This window comes from Acidovorax sp. NN32 (assembly GCF_057597245.1).
Genome location: NZ_CP199679.1, coordinates 970,718 through 996,062, shown reverse-complemented (window position 1 = coordinate 996,062; position 25,345 = coordinate 970,718). Strand labels below are relative to the sequence as shown.

Here is a 25,345-nt window from a genome sequence, read left to right as displayed (position 1 = left end):
ATTCGTGCAGAGGGTCCCTAGCGGTCAAAAATGCTCAAAATTAACGTATGCGCAGCGCAGGCCTGCGCTGCGCCTGGGCCACGGCTGGCGCAGCGGGCGCCGCTGCCGCGCTGAAGACTGAGGGTGCAGGAGCCCCGCCGTCTTGCAGCTTGAACTGGCTGACCGCACTGCTCAGGTGCAGCGCCTGTTCGCGCAGCGATTCAGAGGCAGCGGTGGACTCTTCCACTAGCGCGGCGTTCTGCTGCGTCATCTGGTCGAGCTGGCTCACGGACTGACTGATCTGGCCGATGTTGTCACTTTGCTCGGCCGACGAGGCTGTGATCTCGGCAATGATGTCAGACACCCGGCGCACGCTGCTGACAATCTCGGTCATGGTCTGCCCGGCCTGGCTGACCAGGCGCGATCCATCTTCGACGCGTTCCACCGACGAACCGATCAGACCCTTGATCTCCTTGGCCGCCTCGGCGCTGCGCTGCGCGAGGTTGCGCACCTCGCTGGCCACCACGGCAAAGCCCCGGCCCTGTTCACCGGCGCGCGCGGCTTCCACGGCCGCGTTGAGCGCGAGGATGTTGGTCTGGAAGGCAATGGAGTCGATCACGCCGGTGATGTCGGCAATCTTGCGCGAGCTGGTGGTGATCTGGTCCATGGTGGTCACCACCTGGGACACCACGGCACCACCGCGTGCGGCCACTTCGGCGGCCGACGAAGCGAAGTCGCTGGCCTGGCGGGAGGACTGGGCGCTTTGCTGCACGGTGCTGGTCAGCAGCTCCATGGACGAAGCGGTTTCCTCCAGATTGGCCGCGGTCTGCTCGGTGCGGTGGCTCAGGTCATGGTTGCCGCTGGCGATCTCGGAACTGGCGGTGGTGATGTTGCCTGCCGCGTCCTGCACCTGGCGCACCAGGCCGCGCAAGGCGTCCTGCATGCGGCCCATGGCTGACACCAGCTGGCCCACCTCGTCCTGGTTCATGGCCGCCACATCGCGAGAGAGGTCACCACTGGCAATGCGGTCGGCCAGTTCCTGCGCCTGCCCCAGCGACTTGGTGATGGAGCGCACGCTGAAGAAGGTGAGCGGAATCAGCACCGCCAACCCCAGCACCAGCCCGATGCCAATCAACGCCGACATGGTGGAAGTGCGCGATTCAACCCCCGCACGGGCCTCGTCCATCTGCGAGCGGGCCGCGCTGGCCAGGCTGGAGAACAGCTTGTCGGTGGCCTCCATGTGGACCTTCAGGCGGTCGGCGTAGGCACCGCCCCCCGCACCATCGAGCTGCGCGCCCTCGATCTTCTCGAAGATGGGGGCAATGCCGGTTTCGTACTGCTTGATCTCGTCCAGGGATTTGTCGATGGAGGCCACAAACTCTGCATCGCCCGACTGCACCTGGCGCACCTCGGCCAGGCTCTTGCGCAGCGCAGCCAGGGTCTTGGCCCAGGACTCGCGCAGGGCAGAGACCTCGACCGAGTTGTTGAAATTGATGATGATGTCTTTTTCGGTCCGGCGCAGGTCACCCAGGGTCGTGCGCAGGTCGGACATATCGGTCAGGGTTTGCACCCGCTGCGAAAACAGCTCCTGCAATGTGCCCCGGGTGCGGTCCAGGGCCACATAGCCCATGGCGCCAATGACGATCAGAAGAATCAGCGAAAAAACGGTTCCGAAGTAAAGACGTGTGCGGATAGAGAAGCGGCCGAGAGCATTCATGGCTCTTCCTTACATTTTTTAACAGATAACTCAGCATAGCAAATTTAGTGCCACACGCCCTTCCTCCCGGTCTTCTGAACCGGGGGTGGGCGGGACTATATGCCGGGCGGGGCTATCCACCGCACAGGGTAAGCACGGCCCCGTGGCCCTGCTTCAGGGAATCCTCGGGGCCAGTAGCTGCGCTTATTGCACTGTTCTCAAACGGGCTTCAGGGGGATGTACAACTCGCCCCCGCCCTTCTGAAACTCTGCCGCCTTGGTCTGCATGCCCTGGGCCAGGGCTTCAGCCTCGGCCACACCCTTTTGTTTTGCAAAGTCACGCACTTCCTGCGTGATCTTCATCGAGCAGAACTTGGGGCCGCACATCGAGCAGAAATGCGCCACCTTGGCCGAGTCCTTGGGCAGGGTTTCGTCGTGGTACTCCTTCGCTGTTTCCGGGTCCAGGCCCAGGTTGAACTGGTCCTGCCAGCGGAAGTCGAAGCGCGCCTGGCTCAGCGCATCGTCGCGCGAGCGGGCGCCCGGGTGCCCCTTGGCCACGTCGGCCGCGTGGGCGGCGATCTTGTAGGCAATGATGCCCTGCTTCACGTCATCACGGTCGGGCAGCCCCAGGTGTTCCTTGGGCGTCACGTAGCACAGCATGGCCGTGCCCATCCAGCCGATCATGGCCGCGCCAATCGCGCTGGCAATGTGGTCATAGCCCGGTGCGATGTCGATGGTCAACGGGCCCAGGGTGTAGAACGGCGCTTCGTGGCAGGTCTTGAGCTGCTCGGTCATGTTGGCCTGGATCATGTGCATGGGCACATGGCCGGGGCCTTCGATCATGGTCTGCACGTCATGCTTCCAAGCCACTTGCGTGAGTTCGCCCAGCGTGTGCAGCTCGGCGAATTGCGCTTCGTCATTGGCGTCAGACGCGCAGCCGGGACGCAGGCCATCGCCCAGGCTGAACGACACGTCGTACGCCTTCATGATGTCGCAGATGTCCTCGAAGTGCTCGTACAGGAAGCTCTCGCGGTGGTGTGCCATGCACCACTTGGCCATGATGGAGCCGCCGCGCGAGACGATGCCCGTGCGCCGTTGCGCCGTGAGGTGGATGTAGGCCAGGCGCACACCGGCGTGGATGGTGAAGTAGTCCACGCCCTGCTCGGCCTGCTCGATCAGCGTGTCGCGGAAGATTTCCCAGGTCAGGTCTTCTGCCACGCCGCCCACCTTTTCGAGCGCCTGGTAGATCGGCACCGTGCCAATCGGCACCGGCGAGTTGCGCACGATCCAGTCGCGTGTGGTGTGGATGTTCTTGCCGGTGGAAAGATCCATCACATTGTCGGCACCCCAGCGGATCGCCCACACGAGCTTTTCCACCTCTTCTTCAATGCTCGACGTGACGGCCGAGTTGCCGATGTTGGCGTTGATCTTGACCAGGAAATTGCGGCCGATTGCCATCGGCTCCACTTCGGGGTGGTTGATGTTGGCGGGGATGATGGCGCGGCCCCGGGCCACTTCGTCGCGCACGAATTCGGGGGTGATGATGCGCGGGATGCTGGCACCCATCGGGTTGCCCATCAGGCGCTGCTCGCGGCCTGCGTCAGCCATGTACTGCTCCATCCACTCACGCTTGCCGTTTTCGCGGATGGCCACGTACTCCATCTCGGGCGTGATGATGCCTTTCTTGGCGTAGTGCATCTGCGTGACGTTGGCACCGGCCTTGGCGCGCAGGGGCTTGCGCTGCAGGGCGGCGGCCTCGGCGCGCAGCTGGGCCAGGCGCGTGGCGTCTTCGCTCTTTTGCCCATCGTCCAGCGCCACGGGCGCGCGGCCTTCGTAGTGCTCCACATCGCCACGGCCGGTGATCCAACCCCCGCGCACGCTGGCCAGGCCCTTGCGCACGTCGATCACGGCTTCAGGGTCGGTGTAAGGGCCGGAGGTGTCGTACACGCTGACCAGCTCGCCGTTGGTCAACGCGATGTCGCGCACGGGCACACGCAGGTCGGTGTGCAGTTGGCCGGGAATATAGGCTTTGCGCGATGCGGGGAAGGGCTCGCGCGTCAGCGCCAGCAATTCAGCAAATTTCTCGCGAGCGATGGGATCGGGGGCGTTCATGGGCAGGTCTCCTGGTTCCGGTGGCGGTGGGGTCTGCTCCGGAATGGACCTGTGCGCCCCCCAGGGGCGGCAGCGCCTGGGGCATGACGTGCCCACAGGGACTGCGGGCACGGGGACAAGGAGGTCGGCTCTTCTTCCGCCGGTATGAACCGGATCAAGTTCGTCGGGTTCGCAAGCTGGTCTGAATTTCTTCAGGCCTCTTGCATCTCAGCGCATCAGCACACCCCGGAGCAGGCGCGAGTATAGGCCAGAGAAAAAACTGCGTTGCAGAGCCCGCGCATCACGCGAGTCGGCCAATGAGGATCACCGCAAAGAAAAAGACGGCGGCAATCACCGTCCACTTGAGGATGATGAGCCCCAGGCGCTTGTAGCGCGCCTGCCCCGTACCGGCATAAAACGCAAACGACACGGCAGCCGCCAGAAGCAGCAGCATGGCCAGCCAGCGAAAGATCAACATGTGCGTGCTACCAGGCGCGCGCGGGCTGAGCGAAGCCGGTGGGGGCCTGGCGCTCATCCTCGAACGTGACCACCTCCCAGGCATCACGCTGGGCCAGCAGCTCGCGCAGCAAGAGGTTGTTCATGGCGTGGCCCGAGCGGAAAGCGCTGTAGGCCGCCAGCAGGGGCTTGCCAATGAGGTACAGGTCGCCCATGGCATCCAGGATCTTGTGTTTCACGAACTCGTCGTCGTAGCGCAGGCCGTCGCTGTTGAGCACCTTGTAATCGTCCATCACGATGGCGTTGTCCAGCCCGCCTCCCAGCGCCAGGCCGTTGGAGCGCATCATCTCCACATCGCGGGTAAAGCCGAAGGTGCGGGCGCGGGCAATGTCGCGGCTGTAGTTGCCTTGCCCCAGGTCAAACTCCACACGCTGGCCGGTGGAGTCCACGGCCGGGTGGTCAAAGTCGATCTCGAAACTGAGCTTGTAGCCGTGGTAAGGCGTCAAACGTGCCCATTTGGCATTGGCGCCCTCGCCCTCGCGGACCTCCACCGGCCGCAGGACGCGGATGAAGCGCTTGGGCGCGTTTTGCAGCTCGACCCCTGCGCTTTGGAGCAGGAAAACGAAAGATGCGGAAGATCCGTCGAGGATAGGCACCTCTTCGGCCGTGATGTCCACATAAAGGTTATCCAGCCCCAACCCGGCACAGGCCGACATCAGGTGTTCCACCGTGTGCACCTTGGCATTGCCGACCGCGATGGTGGATGCCAGCCGGGTGTCCGTCACGGCCTCGGCGCGGATCGGGATGTCCACGGGCTGTGGCAGATCCACCCGCCGAAAGACAATCCCCGTGTCCGGCTGCGCTGGCCGCAGGGTCAACTCGACCCGCTGGCCGCTGTGCAGCCCGACGCCTACGGCGCGGGTCAGTGTCTTGAGGGTGCGTTGCTGGAGCATCCCGCCATTTTAGTTTCTGGCGCCCTGTCCCGCACGGGCTGAGGTCTTGCCTGCCTTGCAGACGCCATGCCCGGAGCGCTTGGGGCCCGTACGTAGAGCTACCGCCGCGTTTTCACCTACTGCGCAGGCCACCGGGTTCGCCGCACAATTTGGGGCCAGAGGGCCTTGAAAAGATACAACATGAACACACCACAAATGCCCCCCAGGAGACTCCCATGAGCAAGCTCAGCTTCAAAATGAAAATCATGCTCATGATCGGCACTGCGCTTGTCGCGCTGCTGATCATGGCCGTCACCTCCCTCCTGCAGGAGCGACGACTCATCACCGAGTCCCGAAAAGAGCTGCTGACCACCGCCGTCCAGTCCGCCCACAGCATAGTGGCCGCCTACCAGGCCAAGGCCGCCAGCGGCGCCATGCCCCAGGAGGAGGCCCAAAAGGCCGCCAAGGACGCCCTGCGCATTGCGCGCTATGGTGGCCCCGAGGGCAAGACCGAGTATTTCTACATCTGGACCACCGAGGGCGTGGGGGTGATGCACCCCTTCAAACCCGAGTGGGATGGGCAGAACATGCTGGGCAAGGTCAAGGACGGCTCGGGGGTGGACATCATCGCCCTGCTGGTGAACGGCATGCGCAGCAGCAAGGATGGCAAGGCGTTTGTCCCCACCATGTTTGCCCGCCCCAACCAGACCACCCCGGTGCCCAAGCTCCAGTACATCGTCCGTGTAGACGGGTGGAACTGGATGGTGGGCTCGGGGCTGTATACCGATGACGTAGACATGCTGCTGCGCAAGGCCCTGCTGTCGAGCCTGGCCATGGTGGTGGTGGTGATTCTTGTGGTGGGGGCCATCGGCCTGTTCGTATCGCGCTCCGTGCTGCGCCAGATCGGGGGAGAGCCTACTGACGCCATCGCGATCATGTCGGAAGTGGCCGAAGGCAATCTCGATACACACATCCCCACGGCCCACCCCGGCTCGATGCTCGACGGGCTCGCCCACATGGTCACTTCGCTGCGCAAGCTGGTCACCGACGTGCGCGCCGCCACCGACAGCATCGCCACCGCGTCGAGCGAAATCGCGCAGGGCAACAACGACCTGGCTCACCGCACCGAAGACACCGCCAGCAACCTGCAAAGCACGGCCAGCAGCATGGAGGAGCTGACCAGCACCGTCAAGCAGACCTCGGACTCCGCCCAGACGGCCAACCAGATGGCCACATCGGCCGCTGCGGTCGCGGCGCGTGGGGGCGAAGTGGTGTCGCGGGTGGTGGCCACCATGCAGGACATCAACGCCAGCAGCAACAAGATCAGCGACATCATCGGCGTGATCGATGGCATCGCCTTTCAGACCAATATCCTGGCCTTGAATGCCGCCGTCGAGGCGGCCCGCGCGGGCGAGCAAGGCCGGGGCTTTGCCGTGGTGGCCAGCGAGGTGCGCAGCCTGGCCGGACGCAGTGCCGAAGCCGCCAAGGAGATCAAGGCCTTGATTGGCGCGTCGGTCGAAAAGGTGGAGTCGGGCACGCAGCTGGTGGGCAATGCGGGCGCCACCATGACCGAGATCGTGGAAAGCGTTCAGCGCGTGACCGACATCATTGGCGAAATCCGCTCAGCCACGTCCGAGCAGAGCCAGGGCATTGCCCAGGTCAACACGGCCATGAACCAGCTCGACCAGATGACGCAGCAGAACTCTGCCTTGGTGGAGCAATCCACTGCCGCCGCAGACAGTCTGCGCGAGCAGGCCATGAAGCTCACCCAGGTGGTCGCGCTGTTCCGGGTCAATGGCAGCAATGCCCCAGCGCCGTCCCCGGCAAGCCGGCCCGCCCCTGCGGCCACACCCCGCCCCACACCCGCTCCAGTACGCGCTGCCGCACCACGCCCCGCACTGGCCAAGGCCGCTGCACCCCGCCCTGCGTCGCCCGCCAAGGCCCCGGCAGCGGCGCTGCCGCCCAAGGCCAGCAGCCCCAAACCTGCAGCGGACAACAACAACGACGACTGGGAGTCCTTCTGACCCCAAGGACCTGAAGCAGCACAAGCACAGCGCAAGCAAACCTCGCTGCAAAAAAAGAGAAGCCCTGCCAGCTTGTGCTGGCAGGGCTTCTTGTCTTGCGGCCCATGGAAGAGCCTGTTGTCGATCAGTCGGCTTGCTTGCGCAGGAAAGCCGGGATCTCCAGGTCATCCATGCCACCCGAGGACAGCGCGTCCACACGGGCCGCAGCCTGGGTGCGGTTGGTGCGCCACACGCTGGGCACCGACATGCTGCCGTAGTCGGCTTGCGCGCTGCCCGTGTGGCCGCCTTGCACACCCACAGCCCCCCCCAGCGTTCCCACACCGGCCATGGGCATCTGGTAGGCCATATTGTCCGTGCCCGTGCGCAGGCCACCTTGCACCACCGAGATGGGCTGGCGGCGTGCGTTGACACGCGACAGGCCTGTGGCCACCACGGTCACGCGGATCTCGTCGCCCAGGGTTTCGTCGTAGGCAGCGCCGAAGATCACATGAGCGTCGGTCGATGCGTAGGCATTGATGGTGTTCATGGCCTGGCGCGACTCGGACAGCTTGAGGCTGCCCTTGCTCGCGGTGACCAACACCAGCACGCCCTTGGCACCCGACAGGTCGATGCCTTCGAGCAGCGGGCAGGCGATGGCCTGCTCGGCGGCGATGCGCGCACGGTCCGGGCCGCTGGCCGTGGCCGTGCCCATCATGGCCTTGCCGGGCTCGCCCATCACGGTGCGCACGTCTTCGAAGTCCACGTTCACCTGGCCGTACTCGTTGATGATTTCAGCGATGCCGCCCACGGCGTTCTTGAGCACGTCGTTGGCGTGCGCAAAGGCCTCGTCCTGGGTGATGTCATCGCCCAGCACATCGAGCAGCTTCTCGTTGAGCACCACGATCAGCGAGTCCACATTGGCTTCGAGCTCAGCCAGGCCTTCGTCCGCGTTCTTCATGCGGCGGCCGCCTTCCCAGTCGAACGGCTTGGTGACCACACCCACGGTCAGGATGCCCATTTCCTTGGCGATGCGCGCGATCACCGGGGCAGCCCCGGTGCCCGTGCCACCGCCCATGCCCGCCGTGATGAACAGCATGTGCGCGCCCGAGATGGCGTCGCGGATGTCTTCCACTGCGGCTTCGGCGGCATCGCGCGCCTTTTCAGGCTTGCCGCCTGCCCCCAGACCACTGCCACCCAGCTGGATGACACGGTGGGCCGAGCTGCGCGTGAGCGCCTGCGCGTCGGTATTGGCGCTGACAAACTCCACGCCCTGCACGCTGCGGGAAATCATGTGCTCGACGGCATTGCTGCCGCCACCGCCCACACCGATCACCTTGATCTGGGTGCCCTGGTTGAATTCTTCGGCTTCGATCATTTCGATGGTCATCTTGGAGCTCCTGTTTCTAAATTCGTAGGCAATTGCCATATGGGGAAGGGGGTACTGGTGGCTGGAGAACGAGGCGGTCCTGTACATCGCCATCGCTCTCGCGCAGTGCCGTGCGGGCTACCACGGGCTAACCACAAGGCCCCCACGCTTGCCACTGCGTGTGCTGCGCTGCCCCCCAAGGGGGCCTTCGCACCTTGGGGCGGCCCGGCGGCGCTCATTCCTGGGTATTTCATGGTCAGAAATTCCCCACGATGAAATCTTTGAAACGGCCGAACGCCGTCTTCATGGACCCGCTCTTTTGCGCCACCTTGAAGCCGCGCAAACGGGCCAGCCGGGCCTCTTCGAGAAGGCCCATGACGGTAGCAGCACGGGGCTGGGCCACCATGTCAGACAACGCGCTGGAATACTTGGGAATGCCTCGGCGCACGGGCTTGAGGAAGATGTCTTCCCCCAGCTCGATCATGCCGGGCATCACCGAGCTGCCGCCTGTGAGCACGATGCCCGACGACAGCACTTCTTCATAGCCCGACTCGCGCACCACCTGCTGCACGAGCGAGAAAATTTCTTCCACCCGCGGCTCGATCACACCGGCCAGCGCCTGCTTGCTCAGCATGCGCGGGCTGCGGTCGCCCAGGCCCGGCACTTCCACCTGCGCCTCGGGGTCGGCCAGCAGTTGTTTGGCGTAACCGCTTTCCACCTTGATGTCTTCAGCGTCCTTGGTGGGCGTGCGCAGCGCCATCGCGATGTCGCTGGTGATGAGGTCGCCCGCAATCGGAATCACTGCCGTGTGGCGGATCGCGCCGCCGGTGAAGATGGCCACATCGGTCGTGCCCGCGCCAATGTCCACCACCACCACACCCAGCTCGCGCTCATCGTCGGTCAGCACGGCCTGGCTGCTGGCCAGCGGGTTCAGCATGAGTTGCTCGACCTCCAGGCCGCAGCGGCGTACGCACTTGATGATGTTTTCGGCCGCGCTCTGCGCACCGGTCACGATGTGGATCTTGGCCTCCAGGCGGATGCCGCTCATGCCGATAGGCTCTTTCACATCCTGCCCGTCGATCACAAACTCTTGCGGCTCCACCAGCAGCAGGCGCTGGTCGCTGCTGATGTTGATGGCCTTGGCCGTCTCGACCACGCGCGCCACGTCGGCCGAGGTGACTTCCTTGTCCTTCACGGCCACCATGCCGCTGGAGTTGAGCCCCCGGATATGGCTGCCGGTGATGCCGGTGTACACACGCTGGATCTTGCAGTCGGCCATCAGCTCGGCCTCTTTCAGGGCCTGCTGGATGCTTTGCACGGTAGCGTCGATGTTCACCACCACACCGCGCTTGAGGCCATTGCTCGGGGCCACGCCCAAGCCTGCAAGCTTGAGCTCGCCATTGGGCAGGACCTCGGCCACCACGGCCATGACCTTGGCGGTGCCGATATCCAGCCCCACCACAACGTCTTTGTATTCTCTTGCCATATCAGTCTCTGCCCTTCTCTGTTCTGTCCCGCCGCCCCACGGCCCCATTCACGAACCCACCTGCGTCCCGCTCCACATACCAGCGCTGTTGCTGTTGCTGCATGCCATTACCTCCTGCGCACGGCACTTGCCGAAGCAGCCGCCGCTGCGGTATCGGTCACCACCGTGGTCACACCGCGCATGCGCAGGGCGTAGCCCCCGGCATGCCGCAGGTCGGCGGACTCCAGGGCATCCACGCGCCGCCCGTACTGCGCAGCCACCTGTGTCAGGGTGCGCGTGAAGCGTTGCGTGCGCTGCACCACCTCCTGCGGTGTGCCGCCGCCCAGCTCCACCACGGCGTCGCTGTCCAGCGTGGCCCGCCAACCGCCCCGCCCCGTCAGCTCCAGCGTCTCGACCTCCAGCCCGAGCGGTTTGAACACCGGCTGCAGCAGGCCAAACATCTGCAGCACCTCGGGGGAGCTGCCCGCAGGTCCCAGCAGGCGCGGCAGGCCGTCCTGTTCCACATCACCCACGTTGGCCTCGAACACTTCGCCCTGGCTGTTGACCAGCGCAGAGCCGGTGTCCGGCCCCCAGTACGCCACCGCGTCATGCTCCTGCAGTTCCACGCGCAGGCTGCCGGGGTACACCCGCCGCACCTGGGCGCGGCGCACCCAGGGCACTTGCTCGAAGGCCTCGCGCGCGGCACGCAAATCCACCGTGAAGAAATTGCCCACCAGGTGCGGCGCGACATTGGCCCGCAAGGTCACCGCGTTGTTGTGCACCAGCTCGCCCTGCACCACGATGCGCGCAATCGCAAAGCCCGGGTAGCGCAGCACCCACCAGGCCCCCGCCGCCAGCACGAGCAGGACGCAGCCCACGAACAAGACCGATGCGGTCAGGTTCATGAGCTTGACGTCCAGCGGTGCGGGCAACGTTGGGGTCATCAGTCGGCCTTCGACCTTGTCGGTGTGTCCAAGGCGGCATCGGCCAGGATGCGCAGGCACAGCTCTTCGTAGCTGATGCCCGAAGCCCGTGCGGACATCGGCACCAGCGAATGCCCGGTCATGCCGGGGGACGTGTTCATCTCCAGCAGGAAGGGCTTGCGGTCACTGGCGCGGATCATCAGGTCGGCACGGCCCCAGCCCCGGCAGCCCAGGGTGCGGTAAGCCTCCAGCACGATGCGCTGGATCTCGCGCTCCTCGGCTTCGGGCAGGCCGCTCGGGCACTGGTACTTCACGTCGTCGGTGAAATACTTGTTCTGGTAGTCGTAGGCGCCATCGGGTGCCACGATGCGGATCACTGGCAGCGCACGGGCACTGGCGCCCTGGCCCAGCACGGGGCAGGTCACTTCTTCGCCTTCGATGAACTCTTCGCACAACACATCGGGGTCGTACTGGGCAGACAGCTGCACGGCCTCCTGCATGTCCGAGTAGCCACGCACCTTGGTCACGCCGATGGAGGAGCCTTCGCGCGGCGGCTTCACGATGAGGGGCAGGCCCAGCTCATCGGGCACGGTGCGCACCACCTCGCGCTGCTGGCGGTCGGGCGCCAGCCACACGTAGCGTGGTGTGGGCAGGCCCTCGGCCAGCCACACGCGCTTGGTCATGACCTTGTCCATGGCGATGGCCGAGGCCATCACGCCCGGACCGGTGTACGGGATGCGCAGCAGCTCCAGCGCGCCCTGCACCGTGCCGTCTTCACCATGGCGGCCGTGCAGCGCGATGAAGCAGCGTGCATAGCCGTCGCGCTTCAGGTCGCCCAGCGCGTTCTGCGCGGGGTCGAAGGCATGGGCATCCACCCCGCGCGAACGCAGCGCCTGCAGCACCCCGCTGCCAGACATCAGCGAGACCTCGCGCTCGGCCGAGTCACCGCCCATCAGTACGGCAACCTTGCCCAGGGATTTCACATCAAAATTGGAATCAAAAACGGTCATAGCGCGCTCCCTTCAAGCGCTGAAAGCTCACTATTTTGTAGCATCTCCACCACCTTGCCAGGTACGGCGCCAATCGACCCTGCGCCCATGCACATCACCACGTCGCCGTCCTTCGCGTTGTCGGCAATGGCTTGCGGCAGGTCGGCCACGTTGTCGATGAACACCGGCTCCACGCGGCCCGCCACGCGCAGCGCACGGGCCAGCGATCGACCATCGGCGGCCACCACAGGCGCCTCCCCAGCGGCATACACCTCGGTGAGCAGCACGGCATCGGCATTGCCAATAACCTTCACAAAATCCTCGAAGCAATCGCGCGTGCGGCTGTAACGGTGCGGCTGGAAAGCCAGCACCAGGCGGCGCCCCGGGAAGGCACCCCGTGCGGCAGCCAAGGTGGCCGCCATCTCCACCGGGTGGTGGCCGTAGTCGTCGATCACGGTGAACTGGCCGCCGTCCTTGGCGGGCAGGTCGCCATAACGCTGGAAGCGCCGGCCCACACCCTTGAAGCCTGCCAGCGCACGCTGTACGGCTTCGTCCGGAATGTTCAGCTCCACCGCCACGGCAATGGCCGACAGCGCGTTGAGCACGTTGTGCTCGCCCGCGAGGTTGAGCACGATCTCCATGTCGGGCAGCGTGACGCCGTTGCGCCGCTGCACGGTAAAGCGCATCTGGCCCGCCTCGGCGCGCACGTTGATGGCGCGCACCTGCGCGTCTTCCGAAAAGCCGTAGCTGGTGATGGGGCAGGTCACGCTTTGCAGGATGTCGCGCACGGCGGGACTGTCCACACACAGGATGGCCGTGCCGTAGAACGGCATGCGGTGCAGAAAATCGACAAACGCGCCCTTGAGCCGGCCGAAGTCGTGGCCGTAGGTCTCCATGTGGTCTGCGTCGATGTTGGTCACCACGGCCATCACGGGCAGCAGGTTCAGGAACGATGCGTCGGACTCATCGGCCTCGACCACGATGTAGTCGCCGCTGCCCAGCTTGGCATTGGCGCCTGCGCTGTTGAGCTTGCCGCCGATCACAAAGGTCGGGTCCAGGCCCGCCTCGGCCAGCACGCTGGTCACCAGGCTGGTGGTGGTGGTCTTGCCGTGGGTGCCTGCAATGGCGATGCCCTGCTTCAGGCGCATCAGCTCGGCGAGCATCAGCGCGCGGGGCACCACGGGAATTTTTTTCTCGCGCGCTGCCAGCACCTCGGGGTTGTCGGGCGTGACGGCGGTGGAGGTGACCACCGCATCGGCACCATCAATGTGCGCAGCCGCATGGCCCAGGCAGGTCTTGATGCCCAGCCCCTCCAGGCGGCGCAGCGTGGCGCTGTCGGCCAGGTCCGAGCCCGAGATGCGGTAGCCCAGGTTGAACAGCACCTCGGCGATGCCGCTCATGCCCGCGCCGCCCAGGCCCACAAAATGGATATGGCGAATCGCGTGTTTCATGCCAACTCCTCGCAGGCAGTCACCACTTCGCGGGTGGCGTTGATTTTTTGCATGTTTTTGGCCTTCAGCGCAATATCTACAAGCGCAGGGCGCTCCAATTTCAATAGCATTTGCGACAGCCCTTCGGGCGTCAGGTCGCGCTGCTGCACCAGCCAGCCGCCACCGGCATCCACGAGGAACCTGGCATTGGTGGTCTGGTGGTCGTCCACCGCCGACGGGAAGGGCACAAACAAGGCAGCAGCGCCCACGGCAGCAATCTCGGTGACCGTGCTCGCGCCAGAGCGGCAGACGACGATGTCGGCCGCCGCAAACGCGCTGGCGGTGTCATCGATGAAGGGCGTGCACTCCGCCTCGACCCCTGCAGCCGCATAGTTGGCCCGCAGGGCGTCGATCTGCGTGGCGCCGCTCTGGTGAATCACCTGCGGGCGCTGGTCGGCAGGCATCAGGGCAATAGCCTTTGGCACGATCTCGTTGAGTGCGCGCGCCCCCAGGCTGCCACCCACCACCAGCAGGCGCAGCGGACCGGTGCGCCCCGCAAACCGCTCGGCCGGACCGGGCTGCTGCGTGAACGGCGTGCGCAGGGGGTTGCCCACCCACTGGCCTTGTTTGAACACGTTGGGGAAGGCGGTAAACACCCGGTCGGCCACACCGGCCAGCACCTTGTTGGCCATGCCCGCCACCGAGTTCTGCTCGTGCAGCACCAGCGGCTTGCCTGCCAGCACACCCATCATGCCGCCCGGAAAGGTGATGTATCCGCCCAGGCCCACCACCACATCGGGCTTGACGCGCCGCACCACCTGCAGGGCTTGCCAGAACGCACGCAGCAGGCGCAGCGGCAGCAGGGCCAGCGTCACGATGCCTTTGCCGCGCACGCCCGAGAAGTCGATCAGTTCGAGGGCGAAACCGTGCGTGGGCACGATGCGCGCCTCCATGCTGCCGGGCGCGCCCAGCCAGTGCACACGCCAGCCACGCGTGCGCAGCTCTTCGGCCACCGCAAGGCCCGGAAAGATGTGGCCACCGGTACCACCGGCCATGATCAGAGCAGTTTTCTGCGCGCTCATACGCGGCCCCCTCTCATGAGGAGCTTGTTCTCGTAGTCGACCCGCAATACCACCGCAAGCGCCACCAGATTCATCAAGATCGCCGAGCCCCCAAAGCTCATCAACGGCAGCGTGAGCCCCTTGGTCGGCAACGCGCCCAGGTTCACACCCATGTTGATGAAGGCCTGAAAGCCGATCCAGATCGCCACGCCCTGCGCCACCAATCCAGCGAACACGCGGTCCAGGGCAATCGCCTGGCGGCCGATGTGCATGATGCGGCGCGTCATCCACAAGAACAGCACGATGAGCGTGACCACGCCCACCAGTCCAAACTCCTCGCCGATCACGGCGAGCAAAAAGTCGGTGTGCGCTTCGGGCAGCCAGTGCAGCTTTTCCACGCTGCCGCCCAGGCCCACACCAAAAATCTCGCCGCGCCCGATGGCGATGAGCGAGTGCGAGAGCTGGTAGCCCTTGCCCAGAGCGTGCTCCTCGCTGAAGGGGTCGAGGTAGGCAAACACGCGTTCGCGGCGCCAAGGCGAGCTGGCGATCATCACGCCAAAAGCCGCCACCAGCACCCCGGCGATGAGAAAGAACATGCGGGCGTTGACGCCCCCCAGGAACAGAATGCCCATGGCGATGACCGCCACCACCATGAACGCGCCCATGTCGGGTTCGGCCAGCAGCAGCACGCCCACAATGCCCACGGCAGCGCCCATGGGCAGCACGGCGCGGAAAAACCGCTCCTTCACTTCCATCTTGCGCACCATGTAGTCGGCCGCATAGATGAGCACGGCAAACTTGGCCACTTCAGAGGGCTGAAAGCCAATGGGTCCGATGGACAACCAGCGCCGCGCGCCGTTGACGACCTTGCCCACGCCGGGGATCAGCACCGCGATCAGCAGCAGCAATGCGACCACGAACAACCACGGCGCCGCACGCTCCCACAGCGCCATCGGCACCTGGAAGGCCAGCAAGGCCACCACAAACCCGATCACCAGATACATCGCGTGGCGGGTCAGAAAATGGGTGGAGGCATAGTTGGCAAAACGCGGGTTGTCCGGCATGGCAATCGAGGCCGAATACACCATCACCAGCCCCCAGGCCAGCAACGCGACCACCACCCACAGCAGGGCCTGGTCGAAGCCCAGCACGCTGGCCGGCGTGCTCGACGACTGGCGGTACTCGGTGCCACCCACGCGCACCGGCAATACGTCGGCCGCCTTGCCGGGCAGGCCGCCAAACCAGCCGGTCACCCGCTGCAGCAATGTGGAATTGCGCACGTCGGCGGTCATGCCATGCCCTCCAGGGATTGCCCGGCATCGTCTGCCAGCGTGCGCACCGCGTCGCAGAAGACCTGTGCGCGGTGTTCGTAGTCCTTGAACATGTCAAAGCTGGCGCAGGCGGGCGACATCAGCACGGCATCGCCCGCATGGGCCCGCTGCGTGGCCAGAGCCACAGCCTGAGGCAACGTCTCGGCATCCAGCAGTACCACACCGCAGTCCTGCAGCGCAGCGCGGATCTGCGGCGCATCGCGCCCGATGAGCACCGCAGCGCGCGCATAGCGCGACACCGGCGCTGCGAGCGGCGAGAAGTCCTGCCCCTTGCCTTCGCCACCCAGGATGACCACGATGCGGCGCTCTGCGCCCAGGCCCGTAAGGGCCGCCACCGTGGCACCCACGTTGGTGCCCTTGCTGTCGTCAAAGTACTCAATGCCGTTGATGATGGCCACGGGCTCCACACGGTGCGGCTCACCCCGGTATTCGCGCAGCCCGTAGAGCAGCGGGGCCAAGGTGCAGCCTGCGGCCGAGGCCAGGGCCAGCGCAGCCAGCGCGTTCACCGCGTTGTGGCGACCCCGGATGCGCAGCGCATCGGCGGGCATCAGGCGCTGGATGTGCAGGTCTTCCGCCACTTCGTTGCGGCCGCGCTTGCGGGTTTCATCCGCGTCCATCGCGCGTACCAGCCAGGGCATGCCGCTCACGACCTCAATGCCAAAGTCGCCGGGGCGCCGGGGCATGTCGGCGCCAAAGGTCAGGTGCTCACGCACCTGGGGCTTTTGCAGCTTGACCTTGACCGGAGGCGGCAGCATCTGCATCACGGCCACGTCTTCGCGGTTCAAAATCATGAGCCCCGTCTGGCCAAAGATGCGCGCCTTGGCCGCCGCGTAGGCCGCCATGTCACCGTGCCAGTCCAGGTGGTCCTGCGTGATGTTGAGCACGGTCGCCGCAGTGGGCTCAAAGTTGGTCACACCATCGAGCTGGAAGCTTGATAGCTCCAGCACCCACACCTCGGGCAACGTGTCGGCGTCGATGTGGCCCGCCAGGGTATCGAGCAGCGTAGGGCCGATGTTGCCAGCCACAGCCACGCTCTTGCCCGAGCGCTCCACGAGCTGGCCCGTGAGCGATGTGACCGTGGTTTTGCCGTTGGTACCGGTGATCGCCAGCACCGCCGGTGCGTAGCCGTGGGATGCCCGCAGCGCGTTCAGCGCCATGGAATACAAACTTAGTTCGCCCCCAGCGCTTATTCCACAAGCACTGGCAGCTATCCAAACAGGATCTATTGCCTCAGGACTCAAACCGGGAGAACGGTAGACCGCGTTCAGGCCTTGGCCTTCCACCAGGCTGGCATCAAAGGCACCGGCGACAAAACGCACCTGGGGCAGCTCCTGCTGCAGCAGGGGCAGCTGTGGCGGCGCAGCGCGGGTGTCGGCCACGGTGACCTCGGCCCCGCAGCGCACGCACCAGCGGGCCATGGCCAGGCCCGAGGCGCCCAGCCCCAGGATGAGGATGTTCTGACCTTGCAGCAGTTGGGCCATGGCTTCGCGCGGCGCGACCTGCGGCTCGGCCTCTGCGCCGGATGCACCCGGGGCGTCAACGTCTTCAACGTCGACACTGTGCTCGACGGGCGCGGCCTCGGGCGCCGATACGTCGGCAAAGATCTGCGCCACGAAATCGGCGGCAGCCTTGGCAGCCGAGATGGCGGGCACGGCTTCAGGGTCCCAGGTATGGCCCTTGGAGGGTGCGTTCCCGGCCGCAGGGGTCACGTCCGGCGTGGCCATTTCAGGCGGCACTGCGGCGACGGGTTCGCCAGCCCGGGACGACGGCTCAGCCGCAATGCCCACGCTGGGCTGCTGCGCATCGGTGTTCAGCGCATCGGTATCGGTATCGACAGTTTCCGTGGGGTCCGGTGCAAAAAAGTCGTCACCGGCGGGCGCGTTCACGTCGGCGTCCGCGCCCGGCCCTGCCAACGGCCGCGCGGCATCGGGCGCCCCGGGTTCGGCGGGCGTGGGACGGATGAGAGGCTCGTCAGCGTTCATCTCAGTTTCAAGGTGGACAGGCCGATGAGGCACAGCAGCATGGTGATGATCCAGAAGCGCACGACCACCTGCGTTTCCTTCCAGCCGCTCTTTTCAAAGTGGTGGTGCAGGGGCGCCATCTTGAGCAGGCGGCGGCCTTCTCCATAGCGCTTCTTGGTGAACTTGAACCAGGTCACCTGCAGCATCACCGACAGTGCTTCAACCACGAAGATGCCGCCCATGATGGCCAGCACGATTTCCTGCCGCACGATGATGGCGATGGTGCCCAGCGCAGCACCCAGCGCCAGTGCGCCCACGTCGCCCATGAACACCTGGGCTGGATGCGCGTTGAACCACAGGAAGGCAAGGCCCGCCCCCGCCATGGCGGCGCAGAAGATCAAGAGTTCGCCCGCGCCCGGAATGTGCGGGAAAAACAGGTACTTGGAGTACACCGAGCTGCCCGTGACATAGGCAAACACGCCCAGGGCCGAACCCACCATCACCACCGGCATGATGGCCAGGCCGTCCAGGCCGTCTGTCAGGTTCACGGCATTGCTGGAGCCGACGATGACGAGGTAGGTGAGGATCACGAAGCCCAGCACGCCCAGCGGGTAGCTGATCTCCTTGAAGAACGGCAGTTGCAAGCCTGCCTTGGGCGGCAGGTCCAGCGAGAAGCCCGACTGCACCCAGCCCACGAACAGCTCCCACACCTTGGCGTTGGAGCTTTCGGAAATGCTGAACACCAGATACAGCGCAGCAATCAAGCCGATCACCGACTGCCAGAAATACTTCTCGCGTGAGCGCATGCCTTCGGGGTCCTTGTTGACCACCTTGCGCCAGTCGTCCACCCAGCCGATGGCGCCAAAACCCAGCGTGACGATGAGCACGATCCACACAAAGCGGTTGGACAGGTCGAACCACAACAGCGTGGAAATCGCAATCGACAGCAGGATCAGCACGCCACCCATCGTGGGCGTTCCGCTCTTGGACAGGTGCGTCTGCATGGCATAGCCCCGGATGGGCTGGCCGATCTTGAGCGAGGTGAGCACACGGATCACCTTGGGGCCCGCAATCAGGCCGATGAGCAGCGCCGTCATGGCGGCCATCACCGCGCGGAACGTGAGGTACTGGAACACGCGGAAAAAGCCGAACTCGGGCGACAGACCCTGCAGCCATTGCGACAACATCAGCAGCATGTGGCCTCCCCCGCTTGCACGGCCTTGGGTGCCGCCACCACACGGGTGACTTCAGAGTGTTGCGCCATGGTGTCCCTCCAGTGCCCGGTTCTGCTTTTGTTGTTGTTCTTGCGGCTGCGCTGCGGCGGCTGCAGTGGCGGCAATCGCCTCCACCACCTGTTCCATCTTCATGAATCTCGATCCCTTGACCAGCACACTGCCCACGGTGGACAGGGCATCGCGCATTGCCACCAGCAGCGCACTCATATCGTTGAAATGCCGGGCACCTCCATAGGCCGTGGCGGCGTGCACCGACTGCGCGCCCAGCGCGAACAGCAGGGGGATGCCTGCCGCACGCGCATGGGCACCGGCCTCGGCGTGGAACTGCGGGCCCTGGTCGCCCACCTCGCCCATGTCGCCCAGCACCAGCAGTTGCGGGCCGGGCAGCTCGGCCAGTACGTCGATGGCGGCGCGCATGGAGTCGGGGTTGGCGTTGTAGGTGTCGTCCACCACGGTGATGTCGCGGCCCGCGCAGTGCACGCTGAAAGCGCGCGAGCGGCCCTTGACTGGCACAAAGTCGTTCAGCCCTTGGGCGATGGCGGCCAGGGGCGCCCCCGCCGCCAGCGTGCAGGCAGCGGCTGCCAGTGCATTGGTCACATTGTGGCGCCCCGCAATGTGCAGGTGGGTGGCCACTTCGCCTTGTGGCGTGGCCAGTGTGACGGCCCAAGCGCCCTGGCCCCACGCAGCTTGCGCGCAGGCCACATCGCCACCGTCGCCAAAAGTGACAACGCGGCGCCCTGCCGCCAACGAGCGCCAGAGGCCCGTGTAGGCATCCTCCGCAGGGAACACGGCCACACCGTCGGCAGGCAGGCTGGCGAACACCGAGCCGTTCTCGCGGGCCACGGCTTCCACCGTGTGCATGAACTCCAGGTGCTCACGCTGCGCGTTGTTGACCAGCGCCACCGTGGGCTGCGCCATGGCGGCCAGCGTGGCGATCTCGCCCGGGTGGTTCATGCCCATTTCGATCACGGCGGCGGCGTGGCTGGCCCGCAGGCGCAGAAGCATCAGCGGCACGCCGATGTCGTTGTTGAAATTGCCCTGCGTGGCAAAGGCAGCGTCACCCTTCCAGGCGCGCAGGATGGACGCAATCATCTGCGTCACCGTGGTTTTGCCGTTGCTGCCCGTCACGCCGACCAACGAAAGGCTGAACTGCGCCCGCCACGCTGCAGCCAGCGCGCCCAGCGCTGCCAGGCTGTCCGGCACCTCGATGCCCGGCAGGCCTGCGGCGGCAAGGCCGCCATGGGCGATGGCAGCAGCGGCGCCACCAGCACGGGCGTCGGGCAAGAACGCATTGGCGTCAAACCGCTCGCCCTTGAGCGCCACAAACAGGTCCCCCGCCTGCAGCGTGCGCGTGTCGGTGTGCACGCGTGCGAGCGGCGTGGCGCCATCGCCCACCAGGCGGGCGGCAGGAATGCGCGGCTGAAGCAGCGCAAACGCCTGCGCCAGGGTCATCATCACCCCAGGGGTGGCGGTCATGGACGGGCTCCTCGGGCCTGCAGCGCGGTCTGCGCATGGGCCATGTCGGAGAACGGCTGGCGCACACCGGCCGTCTCCTGGGTGTCTTCGTGGCCCTTGCCGGCGATCAGTACCACATCGGCTGGCGCTGCCTCGGCAATGGCCAGCGCAATGGCGGCGGCGCGGTCGGGCTCGGCGCGCACGGTGTTGCCAGCGATGGTGCCTTGCAGAATCTGGTGCAGGATGGCCGCAGGGTCTTCGCTGCGCGGGTTGTCGCTGGTCACCACCACCCGGTCGGCGTGGTGCTGGGCGACGGCGCCCATCAACGGGCGCTTGCCTGCATCGCGGTCGCCGCCACAGCCAAAAACGCACCAGAGCTGGCCGCCGCGCTCCTGCGCGATCGGGCGCAGGGCTTGCAGGGCCTTGTCCAGCGCATCGGGCGTATGGGCATAGTCCACGGCCACCAGGGGTTGGCCAGGGTGGTGGATCTGCTCCATGCGGCCTGGCACCGGGGAAAGCTGGGCACAGGCATACAGCGCATGCTGCAGCGGCACGCCCAGCGCGCGCAGCCCGGCCAGCACGCCCAGCAGGTTGGAGACGTTGTACTGCCCGATCACACGGGTCTGCAGCACATGCGTGTGCACACCTTCGGCCACGGTGAAGCGCAGCCCGCCTTCGCCCATGCTGATGTCGCGCGCCGCCAGACGCGCGGGGCCGGTGATGGACACACTCCACAGGTCCAGCAGCCGGTCTGCCAACGTGGCATGCAGCTCGGCGCCGCGTGCATCGTCGATGTTGACCACCGCAGCCTGCAGGCCCGGCCAGTCAAAGAGCACGCTCTTGGCCTGCCAGTAGGCCGCCATGCCGGGGTGGTAGTCCAGATGGTCCTGCGTGAAGTTGGTGAACAAGGCAACACGGATGCGTGTGCCTGCCATGCGGTGTTCGGCCAGGCCGATGGAAGAGGCCTCTATGGCGCAGGCCGTGCGGCCCGAGTCGGCGAACTGCTGGAACGCGCGCTGCAAGCGCACCGGGTCGGGGGTGGTCATGCCCGTGCTGGTGAGTGCAGGCGGCGTTCCCATGCCCAAAGTGCCTACCAGCGCGCATCCACCTTGCGTAGCAAGCTCATGTTTTGATAGCACATTGAGGGCTTCGGCCAGCCACCAGCTGGTGCTGGTCTTGCCGTTGGTGCCCGTCACGGCCAGCACGTCCAAGCGCTGCGTGGGCTGGTCGAACCAGTCGGCCGCAATCAGGCCGGTGGCGGCCTTCAGGCCATGGAGTGCCGCCACGGGCAGACCTTGCAGCGCAAAGGCCTCGACACCCTCGTGCTCCACCAGGCAAGCCACAGCGCCGCGCGACAGCGCATCCCCGATGTGGGCGCGGCCGTCGGTAGCGGCACCAGGCCAGGCGATGAAACCATCGCCGGGACGGATCTGGCGGCTGTCGGTCTGCAGGGTGCCGGTCACCCGCTCGCGCAGCCAGGCCACGGCATCGTGCACCGATTGGAGCAAAGGCACCGTCGTCATAGCGATTCCTCCACCGCGTTGGCCACGATCTGTGGCTTGACCGCCATGTCGGGCTGCACGCCCATCATGCGCAGCGTCTGCTGCACGACTTCGCTGAACACCGGTGCAGCCACGGCACCGCCGTAGAACACGCCATTGCTGGGCTCGTCAATCATCACGGCCACGATGATGCGGGGCTTGTCGATGGGCGCCATGCCGGTGAACCACGCGCGGTACTTGCCCGAAGCGTAGTTCTTGCCCACCTGCTTGCGCGCCGTGCCCGACTTGCCGCCCACCGAGTAGCCCAGGGTCTGGGCCTTCTGGCCGGTGCCACCAGGGCCTGCAGCCATCTGCAGCATCTTGCGCACCTGGTCGGCCGTGCGCTCGGAAAATACCGGCACGCCCACGGCGGGCTCGGCCGTCTTGAGCATGGTGGCGGGAATCACCCGGCCACCGTTGGCAAACACCGTGTACGAGCGCGCCATCTGGAACAGGCTGGCCGACAGGCCGTAGCCATACGACATGGTGGCCTGCTCCACCGGGCGCCAGGTCTTGTACGGGCGCAGACGACCCGTCACCACACCGGGGAAATGCAGTTGCGGCTTCTGGCCAAAACCAGCGGCTGAGAAGGTCTCCCACATTTCGCGTGCAGGCATCTGCATGGCCAGCTTGGTGGTGCCCACGTTGCTGGACTTCTGGATCACGCCTTCCACCGTCAGCACGCCGTAGTTGTGCGTGTCGGAGATGGTGGAGCCGGTAATGTTGATGCGCCCCGGTGTGGTGTCCACGATGGTTTCGGGACGCACGCGGCCCGTCTCCAGTGCCAGGCCGATGGTGAAGGGCTTCATGGTCGAACCGGGCTCGAACACGTCGGTCAGTGCGCGGTTGCGCAGCTGTTCGCCCGTGAGGTTCTGGCGCCTGTCGGGTACGTAGCTCGGGTAGTTGGCCAGCGCCAGCAGCTCGCCTGTGTGCGCATCGAGCACCACCACACTGCCCGCCTTGGCCTTGTGCGCGGCCACCTGGTCGCGCAGCTTCTGGTAGGCAAAGAACTGCACCTTGCTGTCGATGGACAGCTGCATGTCCTTGCCATCGACCGGCGGCACGGTTTCGCCCACGCTTTCGACCACGCGACCCAGGCGGTCCTTGATCACGCGGCGCGAGCCCGGCTTGCCCGCGAGCTCCTTGTCGAACGCCAGTTCCATGCCTTCCTGGCCATGGTCTTCCACGTTGGTGAAGCCCACCACGTGCGCAGCGGCTTCACCCTCGGGGTACTGGCGTTTGTATTCCTTGCGCTGGTAGATGCCCTTGATGTCGAGTGCAGCAATCTGCTGGCCCACATCCCAGTCGAGCTGGCGCTTGATCCAGACAAAGGTCTTGTCTTCATCCGCCAGCTTTTTCTGCAGCTCGGCCTGCGGCATGTCGAGCAGTTTGGCCAGCTGCTTGAGCTTGGCGCGCACCTCGGGCCTGTCCTGGTCCACGTCTTCAGGGATGGCCCAGATGCTGGCCGCCGGCACGCTGGAGGCGAGGATCAATCCATTGCGGTCCACAATCTTGCCGCGGTTGGCGGGCAGCTCCAGCGTGCGCGCAAAACGCACTTCGCCCTGGCGCTGAAAAAACGCGTTGCCAAACACCTGCACATAGGCAGCGCGCCCCGCCAGCCCCAGAAAACCCAGCGCAATCATCGCCACGATGAACTTGCTGCGCCAGACCGGTGTCTTGCTGGCCAGCAGCGGGCTGGAGGTGTAGAGCACGCTGCGGCTCATGGCTGCACCCCTGCCGGTTGCGATGCGGCCGCTGCAGCCGCCGCCGCAACACCCTGTGGGTCAGATACATACTGCGTGATGGCCGGCGTGGCCGTGCGCATGTTCAGCTGGGCACGCGCGATCTTCTCCACCCGCAGCGGCGTGGCCTGGGCGCGCTTTTCCACCTGCAGGCGCTGGTGCTCGGTTTCCAGACGACGGGCCTCGGCCACAGCGCGGTCCAGCTCGGTGAACAGGCGGCGCGATTCATACTGGGTGTGCACCAGATAGATCGCGCTGGCCAGCACCGCCAGCAACAGGACCACGTTGAGCCTCGTCATGTCAGACGACCGCCGTGCGCTCGGCCACGCGCATGATGGCGCTGCGTGAGCGGGGGTTGGCGGCCACTTCGGCAGCACTGGGCTTGATGCGGTCCAGCGCGATGAGCTTCATGGCCTGGGGTGCGGCAAACGGCGCACGGCGGTCGTACACCTCCTTGGAGTGTTTGGCGATGAACTGTTTGACGATGCGGTCTTCGAGCGAGTGAAAGCTGATGACTACCAGCCGCCCGCCCGGCTGCAGCACCGAGAGGCTGGCCTCTAGCGCCTGTTGCAGCTCTTCAAGCTCGGCGTTGATGAAAATCCGAAGAGCTTGAAATGTGCGCGTTGCAGGGTTCTGGCCCGCTTCGCGGGTTTTGACCGCGCCAGCCACGAGATCGGCAAGTTCTGCGGTGGTTGAAAGAGGACCCCGTTCTTCGCGCCGAGCAACAATCGCCTTTGCAATGGGGCCAGCAAACCGTTCTTCACCGTAGTCACGTATCACCTCCGCAATCTGACCGACTTCGGCCGTGGCCAACCAATCGGCCACGCTTTCGCCGCGCGTGGTATCCATGCGCATGTCCAGCGGGCCGTCAAAACGGAAACTGAAGCCCCGCTCGGGGCTGTCGATCTGGGGCGAGCTCACGCCCAGGTCCATCAGCACGCCCGCAGCACTGGCGGGCGGCAGATCGGCCAGATGGCGGAAACCCTCGTGCCGAATGGAAAAACGCGCATCGGTGATGCGCGTTGCTTCGGCGATGGCTTCGGGGTCCTTGTCGAAGGCCACAAGGCACCCCTGCGGCCCCAGCCGAAGGAGGATGAGGCGAGAGTGCCCACCGCGCCCAAAGGTCGCATCGACCCAGGTGCCCGCAGGCTCAGGGCTTGCGCCGCCCAGGAGAGAATCCACGGCCTCATTGAGCAGGACGGTGGTATGTTGCAAGGGGGATGTCACAGCGCGCCTTAGAAGGAGAAGTCCTTGAAGACATCCGGCATCTCGCCCTGCATGGCCTTGGCCTCCTGCTCGTCGTAGGTGGCCTTGTCCCAAAGTTCGAAATGGTTGCCCATGCCCAGCAGCATGGTGTCTTTGGAGATACCGGCTGCTTCACGCAGCTCGGGCGAAACCAGCACGCGGCCCGTGGCGTCCATTTCCACATCCATGGCGTTGCCCAGAAAAATGCGCTTCCACCACTGGGCGGACATGGGCAGCTGGGCAATGCGCTCGCGGAACTTCTCCCACTCGGGGCGGGGGAACACCATCAGGCAGCCGTGCGGGTGTTTGGTGATGGTGAGCTGACCGGATGCCGTGGCCGCCAGGACGTCACGATGCCGGGTCGGCACAGACAGCCGACCCTTCGCATCGAGACTCAGCGACGAGGCACCTTGAAACACGGACAGATTTCCAATTCGGTTTTGCG

General features: G+C 65.5%; 20 protein-coding genes and 1 riboswitch. Of the genes, 1 reads left to right on the top strand and 19 read right to left on the bottom strand.

Annotated elements, in window-relative coordinates; genetic code table 11:
• Positions 1-40: 40 nt before the first annotated feature.
• The 4 genes from ACT89O_RS04620 to lpxC form a co-directional block, all read right to left on the bottom strand.
• Positions 41-1,696 carry a methyl-accepting chemotaxis protein gene (locus tag ACT89O_RS04620; RefSeq protein WP_055398550.1) on the bottom strand — a complete coding sequence of 552 codons (1,656 nt, stop codon included), beginning with the start codon at positions 1,694-1,696 and terminating at the stop codon, positions 41-43.
• 197 nt (positions 1,697-1,893) lie between these two features.
• Entirely contained in the window at positions 1,894-3,786 is a 1,893-nt protein-coding gene (thiC, locus tag ACT89O_RS04615; protein ID WP_436130231.1) for a phosphomethylpyrimidine synthase ThiC, read from the bottom strand.
• 114 nt (positions 3,787-3,900) lie between these two features.
• Positions 3,901-4,024: riboswitch (TPP riboswitch) on the bottom strand.
• A gap of 42 nt (positions 4,025-4,066) precedes the next feature.
• A complete protein-coding gene (locus tag ACT89O_RS04610; RefSeq protein ID WP_176888338.1) occupies positions 4,067-4,243 on the bottom strand; it encodes a hypothetical protein in 177 nt (58 codons plus the stop codon).
• A gap of 7 nt (positions 4,244-4,250) precedes the next feature.
• On the bottom strand, positions 4,251-5,174 hold the full coding sequence (gene lpxC / locus ACT89O_RS04605) for a UDP-3-O-acyl-N-acetylglucosamine deacetylase (RefSeq protein ID WP_121422316.1): 924 nt from the start codon (positions 5,172-5,174) through the stop codon (positions 4,251-4,253).
• A gap of 215 nt (positions 5,175-5,389) precedes the next feature.
• Here lpxC and ACT89O_RS04600 point away from each other — a divergent pair, with 215 nt between their 5' ends.
• A complete protein-coding gene (locus ACT89O_RS04600; protein WP_121422315.1) occupies positions 5,390-7,177 on the top strand; it encodes a methyl-accepting chemotaxis protein in 1,788 nt (595 codons plus the stop codon).
• A gap of 124 nt (positions 7,178-7,301) precedes the next feature.
• Here the strand turns inward: ACT89O_RS04600 and ftsZ are convergent, their stop codons facing one another.
• The 15 genes from ftsZ to mraZ form a co-directional block, all read right to left on the bottom strand.
• Positions 7,302-8,543, bottom strand: coding sequence for a cell division protein FtsZ (gene ftsZ / locus ACT89O_RS04595; protein WP_487261968.1), 1,242 nt, complete (start codon positions 8,541-8,543; stop codon positions 7,302-7,304).
• Between the two features lie 235 nt (positions 8,544-8,778).
• Positions 8,779-10,008 (bottom strand): cell division protein FtsA, encoded by a 1,230-nt coding sequence (gene ftsA / locus ACT89O_RS04590; protein WP_008903721.1) that lies wholly within the window; start codon positions 10,006-10,008, stop codon positions 8,779-8,781.
• A 107-nt stretch (positions 10,009-10,115) separates the two neighbouring features.
• The gene (locus tag ACT89O_RS04585) at positions 10,116-10,931 is read right to left on the bottom strand and encodes a cell division protein FtsQ/DivIB (RefSeq protein ID WP_487261967.1); all 816 of its coding nucleotides are present in this window, start codon (positions 10,929-10,931) and stop codon (positions 10,116-10,118) included.
• Positions 10,931-11,920, bottom strand: coding sequence for a D-alanine--D-alanine ligase (locus ACT89O_RS04580; RefSeq protein WP_055399558.1), 990 nt, complete (start codon positions 11,918-11,920; stop codon positions 10,931-10,933). Before ACT89O_RS04580 ends, ACT89O_RS04585 begins: the two co-directional genes overlap by 1 nt.
• Positions 11,917-13,350 carry a UDP-N-acetylmuramate--L-alanine ligase gene (murC, locus tag ACT89O_RS04575; RefSeq protein ID WP_055399560.1) on the bottom strand — a complete coding sequence of 478 codons (1,434 nt, stop codon included), beginning with the start codon at positions 13,348-13,350 and terminating at the stop codon, positions 11,917-11,919. Before murC ends, ACT89O_RS04580 begins: the two co-directional genes overlap by 4 nt.
• Positions 13,347-14,411, bottom strand: coding sequence for an undecaprenyldiphospho-muramoylpentapeptide beta-N-acetylglucosaminyltransferase (murG, locus tag ACT89O_RS04570; RefSeq protein ID WP_228897334.1), 1,065 nt, complete (start codon positions 14,409-14,411; stop codon positions 13,347-13,349). Before murG ends, murC begins: the two co-directional genes overlap by 4 nt.
• On the bottom strand, positions 14,408-15,682 hold the full coding sequence (gene ftsW, locus ACT89O_RS04565) for a putative lipid II flippase FtsW (protein WP_055399564.1): 1,275 nt from the start codon (positions 15,680-15,682) through the stop codon (positions 14,408-14,410). Before ftsW ends, murG begins: the two co-directional genes overlap by 4 nt.
• Complete coding sequence (murD, locus tag ACT89O_RS04560) at positions 15,679-17,703, bottom strand: UDP-N-acetylmuramoyl-L-alanine--D-glutamate ligase (RefSeq protein ID WP_487261966.1); 2,025 nt, start codon at positions 17,701-17,703, stop codon at positions 15,679-15,681. Before murD ends, ftsW begins: the two co-directional genes overlap by 4 nt.
• Entirely contained in the window at positions 17,700-18,878 is a 1,179-nt protein-coding gene (gene mraY, locus ACT89O_RS04555; RefSeq protein ID WP_121507542.1) for a phospho-N-acetylmuramoyl-pentapeptide-transferase, read from the bottom strand. The genes murD and mraY overlap by 4 nt, the downstream gene beginning before the upstream one ends.
• 51 nt (positions 18,879-18,929) lie before the next feature.
• Positions 18,930-20,393 carry a UDP-N-acetylmuramoyl-tripeptide--D-alanyl-D-alanine ligase gene (locus ACT89O_RS04550; RefSeq protein ID WP_487261965.1) on the bottom strand — a complete coding sequence of 488 codons (1,464 nt, stop codon included), beginning with the start codon at positions 20,391-20,393 and terminating at the stop codon, positions 18,930-18,932.
• Positions 20,390-21,895 carry a UDP-N-acetylmuramoyl-L-alanyl-D-glutamate--2,6-diaminopimelate ligase gene (locus ACT89O_RS04545; protein WP_487261964.1) on the bottom strand — a complete coding sequence of 502 codons (1,506 nt, stop codon included), beginning with the start codon at positions 21,893-21,895 and terminating at the stop codon, positions 20,390-20,392. Before ACT89O_RS04545 ends, ACT89O_RS04550 begins: the two co-directional genes overlap by 4 nt.
• On the bottom strand, positions 21,892-23,637 hold the full coding sequence (locus tag ACT89O_RS04540; RefSeq protein ID WP_487261963.1) for a peptidoglycan D,D-transpeptidase FtsI family protein: 1,746 nt from the start codon (positions 23,635-23,637) through the stop codon (positions 21,892-21,894). The genes ACT89O_RS04545 and ACT89O_RS04540 overlap by 4 nt, the downstream gene beginning before the upstream one ends.
• Positions 23,634-23,954 (bottom strand): cell division protein FtsL, encoded by a 321-nt coding sequence (gene ftsL, locus ACT89O_RS04535; RefSeq protein WP_055399574.1) that lies wholly within the window; start codon positions 23,952-23,954, stop codon positions 23,634-23,636. The genes ACT89O_RS04540 and ftsL overlap by 4 nt, the downstream gene beginning before the upstream one ends.
• A 1-nt stretch (position 23,955) precedes the next feature.
• Positions 23,956-24,882, bottom strand: a complete 927-nt coding sequence (gene rsmH / locus ACT89O_RS04530; protein ID WP_487261962.1) for a 16S rRNA (cytosine(1402)-N(4))-methyltransferase RsmH — start codon at positions 24,880-24,882, stop codon at positions 23,956-23,958.
• 8 nt (positions 24,883-24,890) lie between these two features.
• Positions 24,891-25,319, bottom strand: coding sequence for a division/cell wall cluster transcriptional repressor MraZ (gene mraZ / locus ACT89O_RS04525; protein WP_218293289.1), 429 nt, complete (start codon positions 25,317-25,319; stop codon positions 24,891-24,893).
• Between the last annotated feature and the right edge of the window lie 26 nt (positions 25,320-25,345).

Bases quoted from the DNA above. Each gene is read 5' to 3' on its own strand.
- ACT89O_RS04585 (WP_487261967.1), bottom strand. From the start codon at position 10,931: ATGACCCCAACGTTGCCCGCACCGCTGGACGTCAAGCTCATGAACCTG.
- ACT89O_RS04610 (WP_176888338.1), bottom strand. From the start codon at position 4,243: ATGTTGATCTTTCGCTGGCTGGCCATGCTGCTGCTTCTGGCGGCTGCC.
- thiC (WP_436130231.1), bottom strand. From the start codon at position 3,786: ATGAACGCCCCCGATCCCATCGCTCGCGAGAAATTTGCTGAATTGCTG.
- ACT89O_RS04540 (WP_487261963.1), bottom strand. From the start codon at position 23,637: ATGAGCCGCAGCGTGCTCTACACCTCCAGCCCGCTGCTGGCCAGCAAG.
- murG (WP_228897334.1), bottom strand. From the start codon at position 14,411: ATGAGCGCGCAGAAAACTGCTCTGATCATGGCCGGTGGTACCGGTGGC.
- ftsZ (WP_487261968.1), bottom strand. From the start codon at position 8,543: ATGACCATCGAAATGATCGAAGCCGAAGAATTCAACCAGGGCACCCAG.
- ACT89O_RS04580 (WP_055399558.1), bottom strand. From the start codon at position 11,920: ATGACCGTTTTTGATTCCAATTTTGATGTGAAATCCCTGGGCAAGGTT.
- ftsW (WP_055399564.1), bottom strand. From the start codon at position 15,682: ATGACCGCCGACGTGCGCAATTCCACATTGCTGCAGCGGGTGACCGGC.
- murC (WP_055399560.1), bottom strand. From the start codon at position 13,350: ATGAAACACGCGATTCGCCATATCCATTTTGTGGGCCTGGGCGGCGCG.
- lpxC (WP_121422316.1), bottom strand. From the start codon at position 5,174: ATGCTCCAGCAACGCACCCTCAAGACACTGACCCGCGCCGTAGGCGTC.
- ftsL (WP_055399574.1), bottom strand. From the start codon at position 23,954: ATGACGAGGCTCAACGTGGTCCTGTTGCTGGCGGTGCTGGCCAGCGCG.
- ACT89O_RS04545 (WP_487261964.1), bottom strand. From the start codon at position 21,895: ATGACGACGGTGCCTTTGCTCCAATCGGTGCACGATGCCGTGGCCTGG.
- ACT89O_RS04620 (WP_055398550.1), bottom strand. From the start codon at position 1,696: ATGAATGCTCTCGGCCGCTTCTCTATCCGCACACGTCTTTACTTCGGA.
- ACT89O_RS04550 (WP_487261965.1), bottom strand. From the start codon at position 20,393: ATGACCGCCACCCCTGGGGTGATGATGACCCTGGCGCAGGCGTTTGCG.
- ftsA (WP_008903721.1), bottom strand. From the start codon at position 10,008: ATGGCAAGAGAATACAAAGACGTTGTGGTGGGGCTGGATATCGGCACC.
- murD (WP_487261966.1), bottom strand. From the start codon at position 17,703: ATGAACGCTGACGAGCCTCTCATCCGTCCCACGCCCGCCGAACCCGGG.
- mraY (WP_121507542.1), bottom strand. From the start codon at position 18,878: ATGCTGCTGATGTTGTCGCAATGGCTGCAGGGTCTGTCGCCCGAGTTC.
- ACT89O_RS04600 (WP_121422315.1), top strand. From the start codon at position 5,390: ATGAGCAAGCTCAGCTTCAAAATGAAAATCATGCTCATGATCGGCACT.